This window comes from Luteibacter sp. HAY1-4A, from assembly GCF_056755355.1.
Map to the genome: position 1 here is coordinate 64,078 of NZ_JBNDHZ010000022.1, position 6,135 is coordinate 70,212.

Annotated in this window: 8 protein-coding genes; 7 read left to right on the forward strand and 1 reads right to left on the reverse strand. The window is 64.8% G+C overall.

Annotation, left to right across the window (positions count from 1 at the left end; all coding sequences use genetic code 11):
- Positions 1 to 77 precede the first annotated feature (77 nt).
- Positions 78 to 425: a YciI family protein gene (locus ACPYOD_RS09525; protein ID WP_481301506.1), complete on the forward strand. Its 348-nt coding sequence runs from the start codon at positions 78 to 80 to the stop codon at positions 423 to 425.
- A 21-nt stretch (positions 426 to 446) separates the two neighbouring features.
- Positions 447 to 1,211 (forward strand): hypothetical protein, encoded by a 765-nt coding sequence (locus ACPYOD_RS09530; RefSeq protein WP_481301507.1) that lies wholly within the window; start codon positions 447 to 449, stop codon positions 1,209 to 1,211.
- Here ACPYOD_RS09530 and ACPYOD_RS09535 read toward each other — a convergent pair.
- Positions 1,205 to 1,714 (reverse strand): lipocalin-like domain-containing protein, encoded by a 510-nt coding sequence (locus ACPYOD_RS09535; RefSeq protein ID WP_481301508.1) that lies wholly within the window; start codon positions 1,712 to 1,714, stop codon positions 1,205 to 1,207. The genes ACPYOD_RS09530 and ACPYOD_RS09535 overlap by 7 nt on opposite strands.
- A gap of 94 nt (positions 1,715 to 1,808) precedes the next feature.
- Between ACPYOD_RS09535 and ACPYOD_RS09540 the strand changes: the two genes are divergently transcribed.
- From ACPYOD_RS09540 to ACPYOD_RS09560, 5 genes are all read left to right on the forward strand, one after another.
- Positions 1,809 to 2,693 (forward strand): LysR substrate-binding domain-containing protein, encoded by an 885-nt coding sequence (locus ACPYOD_RS09540; RefSeq protein WP_481301509.1) that lies wholly within the window; start codon positions 1,809 to 1,811, stop codon positions 2,691 to 2,693.
- A 106-nt stretch (positions 2,694 to 2,799) separates the two neighbouring features.
- Positions 2,800 to 3,198: a helix-turn-helix transcriptional regulator gene (locus ACPYOD_RS09545; RefSeq protein ID WP_481301510.1), complete on the forward strand. Its 399-nt coding sequence runs from the start codon at positions 2,800 to 2,802 to the stop codon at positions 3,196 to 3,198.
- On the forward strand, positions 3,195 to 4,451 hold the full coding sequence (locus ACPYOD_RS09550; RefSeq protein ID WP_481301511.1) for a type II toxin-antitoxin system HipA family toxin: 1,257 nt from the start codon (positions 3,195 to 3,197) through the stop codon (positions 4,449 to 4,451). Before ACPYOD_RS09545 ends, ACPYOD_RS09550 begins: the two co-directional genes overlap by 4 nt.
- Positions 4,452 to 4,490: 39 nt before the next feature.
- Positions 4,491 to 5,471, forward strand: coding sequence for a tRNA dihydrouridine(20/20a) synthase DusA (gene dusA / locus ACPYOD_RS09555; protein ID WP_481301512.1), 981 nt, complete (start codon positions 4,491 to 4,493; stop codon positions 5,469 to 5,471).
- Positions 5,472 to 5,504: 33 nt separating this feature from the next.
- On the forward strand, positions 5,505 to 6,011 hold the full coding sequence (locus ACPYOD_RS09560; RefSeq protein WP_481301513.1) for a GNAT family N-acetyltransferase: 507 nt from the start codon (positions 5,505 to 5,507) through the stop codon (positions 6,009 to 6,011).
- The last annotated feature ends 124 nt before the right edge of the window (positions 6,012 to 6,135 follow it).

Consider the following 6,135-nt stretch of genomic DNA (forward strand, 5'->3'; position numbering starts at 1 on the left):
CGAAAACGGCCCGCTCCGTTCGACGTCTAGTCAAGGTAGGCACTGGGCCCGCCTGACACCCCTCCAGGAGAAGACACATGCCGCAGTATCTCGTTGCTGGTTACCTCCCCGACGATTTCGATCCTTCCACGGTCGACGAAGCCATGGGCCGCGACATCCATGCGCTGAACGAGGAAATGATCGCCGCCGGAGTCAGGAAGTTCGCCTGCGGGCTGGGCGCCGCGAAATCGCTGCGGACGCAGGCCGATGGCGAGGTCGCCATTACCGACGGTCCCTACCTCGAAACCAAGGAACACATTGGAGGCTTCTGGATTCTGGAATGCGCCGACATGGACGAAGCGCTCGCGTGGGCACGCAAGGGTGCGTCCGCCACGCGAGGGCAGGTGGAGATAAGGGAAATCTTCTTCATGCCCAACCCCAACTGATCACTCTCCAGGAGATCCTTCATGAAGAACTCCAATCGCTCGATCAAGTTTGCCGGGTTGGCGCTGCTTGCGATGGTCGGCGCATCGCAGCCGGCCGTTTCGCAGGATGCGCAGAAGGCCAATGCTGCCGCGCCGTATCCGAAGATGGCCCCCGCCGAGCAATACCTGATGAAAAGCCGCGAGGCCGAAGTCACGCTGGCGCGGAGCGCGGCCCCGCCGTCCGTCTCGGGTGACGCCACCGTTCTCGTGCTGGGACGCAAAGGTTACGAAACCGCCGTCGAAGGCAAGAACGGATTCGTCTGCGTAGTGGGCAGGAGCTGGACCGGACCGTTCGACTGGCCGGAATTCTGGAACCCGAAGATCCTTGCCGCGGATTGCATGAACCCGCAGGCGGCCCGCGCCATCGTGCCCATCTTCAAGCTGCGCGCCCGTCTGGCGATGGCCGGCCGTTCCAAGGATGAGATGCTTGCCGCTGTCAGGGACGCGTACGCCAAGAAGCAATTGCCACCGCTGGAGCCGGGCGCCATGGATTACATGATGTCGAAATCGTCGTACCTGACCGACGAGGGCGAGCACAACATGCCCCACCTCATGTTCGACACGCTGGCGAAGGACGCGGGCGAGTGGGGCGCCAACGTCGAGGGTTCACCGGTGATGGCCAGCCCCTACTGGTTCATGTTTCCCAAGGACGCTTCGCAGACGAGCGGCCTGCCGCCCATGCTCGTGTTCCTCGTGGGGACATCGACCTGGGCGGACGGAACGCCTGCCGGTGCGCACCATCATTGATCCGGCAGGCGCCGCCACACGGAAACGGGCACGTCGCCATTCGGCCGGGGCGCCACTTTGTAGCTCAGCACGTCTCCGGTGAGTTCGTAGGTGCGCTTCTGCACGGTGCCGTCCTGGTTCGGAAACGAACCGGCGTCGATATGGAAGGTGAGTGTGTGGGCCGCGGGGTCGACCGTCACGTTGCCGATATGGGTGCTCGTGCCGAGGACCGCGACCTCGTATTCCTGCGGCGTTCCCTTCGCGCGATCGCCCGAGGCAAAGCGCGGGCGATCGGCGCGGAAGATCTGCAACGAGTAGCGTCCCTGCGCGTCGATCATGAGCAGCCCTTTCGGCGACGCGCCATAGTCCTGCGCCTTGCGGCCATCGGCATGGATCACGTCCGCCGCCTGTAGCGTCCATGTTCCCTCCAGGGATGCGGCGTCTTTTTTCAGCATCGTTGTCTGCCCGGCAACCGCTGCGTGGCAGGCGAGCGTACCGGCCATCAGTACCCAAAGTGACTTCATGAGGTTCTCCGCTTGCTGGTGCGGCCTTTTTAGGCGCTTCGCCCGTATAAGAAAATGTGGTAATTCTCATCAAACACTTTTGTGAAACCGAAGCATGCCGCTTCCGGCCTTGGACCTCGATGTTTTGCGAACCCTCGTGGCGGCCCAGCGACTGGGCGGCTTCGCCCGGGCGGCCGATTTCGTCGGCCGCTCGCAATCGGCGGTAAGCCTTCAGGTCCGCCGGATCGAGGCGCAGCTAGGGGTGCCGCTCTTCCAGAAGCAGGGTCGCGGACTGGTGCCCACCGAAGCGGGTGAGGTGTTGCTGGCTTACGCGAGCCGGCTGCTTAGCCTCAATGAAGAAGCCGTGGCGGCCGTGCGTGGGTGTGCGGTGGAGGGAAGCGTTCGCTTCGGCCTCCCAGGCGACCTCGCGGACGGATGGCTGCCGCGGGTGCTCGGGCAGTTCAAGCGAGCCCACCCGGGCGTGCGCATCGAAGCGGCGGTCGATCGCAACGGGCGTCTCCTGGAGAGGCTGGACGAGCGTGCGTTCGACCTCGTGCTGGCGCTCGGTGCCGAGACGCGCTCCGACGCCCGGGTACTGGCGCAGCTTCAAGACGTGTGGATCGGTGCCGGCGACGACAGCCCGGCACGGACGGAAGGCGAGCCAGTTCCGCTGGCGGTGCTCGAGGCACCGTGCATGTTCCGGCAGGCCGCGATTGCCGCACTCGATCGCGCAGGCATGCGCTGGCGCATCGCCTTCACGTCGCCGAGCCTCCACGGTCTGTGGGCCGCGGTAGAGGCTGGCCTCGGCGTGACGCTGCGCACGGCGGCAGGCTTGCCGCCGGGAGTAGTCGCCTTGGATGCGTCGTGCGGCCTGCCGCCCTTGCCCGAAGCTCCACGTCGCCTGTGCCTGCACGATGGCGGACAGATGCACACGCCCGCGGTGGCGCGACTTGCCGCGATCATTGCCGAAACGGTGCCGCAGGCGGTCTCCGGGCCTTAACGATAAGGCGCGGTAGCGATTCAACGCCCCGTCATTATCTGAATCAGTCAGCTATAAATCCAAAATTAACTTGCTTTTCCGGCCAGTAAATGTAATTTAATTTGGTATGGCGAAGCGAATTCCACCCACCCATCCCCGTGTACAGCGCCAGATCGAGGCGCTGAGCCAGCGCCTGCGCGCTGCCCGGATGCGTCGTTCGATGACCCAGGAAGTAATGGCGGAGCGCGTGGGGGTCAGCGTCCCGACCATCGCCAAACTCGAAAACGGCGACCCGTCGACCAGCCTGGCAACCGTGCTGCGGGTGCTGACTGTGCTCGGTCTGGCCGGCGACATCGATCTGATTGCTGCCCAGGACGCCCTCGGTCGCGAGTTGCAAGACAACGCACTCCGGCGAACCAATGCCCCGCGCCGCGCGCGCACCACCTCCGCGCCGTCGCCGACGTCCATTACGCAGGAAACGCCAGCGCCGTCGAAGCCATTACGACCGCGGAAGCCTAAACAGTGAATCGCCTGGAAGTCTGGATCGACGACGAGTCTCTCGGCGGCTCGGCCATCGTGGGTCACCTGTCCAAGACGGCAAGCCGGACGGGCGACACGATCAGCTTCGAGTATGACCCCGACTGGGTAGCCAGCGCCGGCGCGGTCGCGGGGTTCCCGATAGATCACGAGCTTTACTTCGGGGCTGGGCAGCAGTACGCGCGGGCTGGTGCCAACGAACTATCGGGTGCTTTTCAGGACTGCTCCCCCGATCGCTGGGGCAAGCGCCTGATGGATCGCCGCGAGGCGATCGAAGCACGCGAGGACGGGCGCAAAGCGCGCAATCTTCGCGCGTGGGACTACCTGGTTGGTGTCAACGACGAGTCTCGCATGGGGGCGCTGCGTCTGGTGGATCCAGAGTCTGGGCGCTATGTAGACGACCGTACGCTCAGCGCTCCGCCGATCACCGAACTGCGCCAACTCGAAAGTATCGCCGCGCAAGTGGAGAGCGGCGATATCGATTTGTCCGACGAGGCGGTCCGCTGGTTCAAACAAATCGTGGCGCCCGGCGCTTCGCTCGGCGGTGCCAGACCGAAAGCCAGTTTCCGAGACCAGACCGGACAGCTTTGGCTTGCCAAGTTTCCGTCCAACGACGACCGTATCGACGTGGGATTGTGGGAGTTCCTGACCTACCAGCTCTCACTCGAAGCGGGCATCGACATGCCAGAGGCACGGCTGATGCAGTTCTCGGATCGCGGTCATACCTACGCGGTGCGGCGCTTCGATCGCACCCCAAGCTCACGTCGCATGTTTTCGTCCGCCATGACCCAGCTCGACGCCGCCGAGAGCGAAGGCCATAGCTACTTGGATCTCGTCCAGGTCATCGAAACCAGCGGCACCTCGACGCAGATCGCGCGCGATCTTGAACAGCTGTTTCGGAGAGTTCTCTTCAACATCTTGATCGGCAACCGCGACGATCACTTGCGTAATCACGGCTTCCTGCGGGCAGGCGATGGGTGGCAACTGTCGCCGGCATTCGATGTGAATCCGAATCCCGACAAGGATCATCACGTTCTCGCGATCGACGACCGGGATCCATCTCCCGATTCGGGCTTGCTGCTGGCGACGGCCGACTACTACCGCCTTTCCAGGAAGGCCTTGGCGGGGGTAGTCGAGGATGTGCGCACTGCGTTGCGCGGTTGGGAGAAACGCGCGCGCGCCTTGGGTGCGCCCCTTGGCGAGGTTGCGCTGATGCAGGCTGTGATCGACCCGGACCGGTGACTCGGAGCGTTACCTGCGAAGGGTTGCTAAAATGCTCCGATGCAACCCATCGATCCCTCGGCCTTCCGCCTCACCGTCGCCCCCATGATGGACTGGACGGACCGCCATTGCCGGTACTTCCACCGCCTGCTGTCGCCGCATGCCCGGCTCTATACCGAGATGGTGACCAGCGCGGCGCTGGTGCGCGGAAACCAGCTGCGCCTGCTGGAGCACAGCCACGAGGAACATCCCGTCGCTCTCCAGCTTGGCGGCAGCGATCCGGTGGAACTGGCGAAGGCTGCGGTGCTCGGTGCACAGGCAGGGTACGACGAGGTCAACCTCAACGTCGGCTGCCCTTCGGATCGCGTGCAGTCGGGCAAGTTCGGCGCCTGCCTCATGCGCGAACCGGATCTGGTGGGCGAGTGCGTCCGTGCGATGGCCGACGCCGTGGACGTGCCGGTGACGGTGAAGTGCCGTATCGGCGTGGACGACCAGGATGAGTACGCCGACCTGCAGCGCTTCACCACCACGATGCTGGAAGCGGGCGTGCGCATCCTTGTCGTCCACGCGCGCAAGGCCTGGCTCGAAGGGCTGAGCCCGAAGGAAAACCGCGAGATCCCACCGCTCGATTACGAGCGCGTCTACCGGTTGAAGCGCGAGTTCCCCGAGCTTACCGTCGTCATCAACGGCGGCATCACCACGGTCGAAGCCGTGCGGGAACACTTGGCCCAGGTGGACGGCGTGATGCTGGGCCGGGCGGCCTACCACGATCCGTTCGTGCTCGCCCGGATTGAAGCCGATCTCTACGGCACGCCGCTGCCCGAGCGCGCCGACGTGCTGGAGCGGATGCGCATCTACATCGACGCGGAACTGGCGCGCGGCACGCAGTTGAAGCACATCACCCGGCACATCCTCGGTCTTTACCAAGGCGAACCCGGGGCCCGCGGTTTCCGCCGACAGCTCTCGGAGGGCGCGCACCTGCCGGGCGCGGACTGGCGCCTCATCGAAAGCGCGCTGTCCGCCTTCCGCCACGCTGCCTGACGCCCACCACGTTTCTATCGAGGACGCCACCGCATGATCGTGACCGAGCGCCTGATCCTCACCCCGAGCGCCATCTCGGACTTCGACGACTGCAACGCGATGAGGACCGACCCGAAAGTCATGCACTTCATCGGCGGCCCCGCCTCGGAAGAAGACACGTGGATCCGGCTGCTGCGCAACGTCGGCCACTGGACCTCCTTCGGTTATGGGCTTTTCACGCTGCGGGAGAAGGACGGCGGGCGTTTCGTGGGCGAAGCCGGTCTGGCCCATTTCCATCGCGGGCTGGGCGACCGTTTCGACGACTTCCCCGAGGGTGCCTGGGCGCTGGCGAGCTCGGCGCACGGCAAGGGCTACGGCACCGAGGCCCTGCAGGCCGTGCACGACTGGTTCTTCGAGCGGCGCGGAAAAGGCCGCACCGTCTGCCTCATCGATCCGGAAAACCTCCCTTCGGTGCGCCTGGGCGAGCGGCTTGGCTATCGGCCGTTCCACCAGGCGGATTACCGGGACAAGCCGATGACGCTCTTCGAACGACATCCCTGACCGGGCGATTCCTGCGCCCCAGCGTGGCCGACTGTCGGGGCCGCCGGGCCGAACCGGAAGGCGGTTTGCCGGCCGGATGCCCTCCGATCCGGTTTTCGTTCAGCTCTGTCTCTTATACACATCT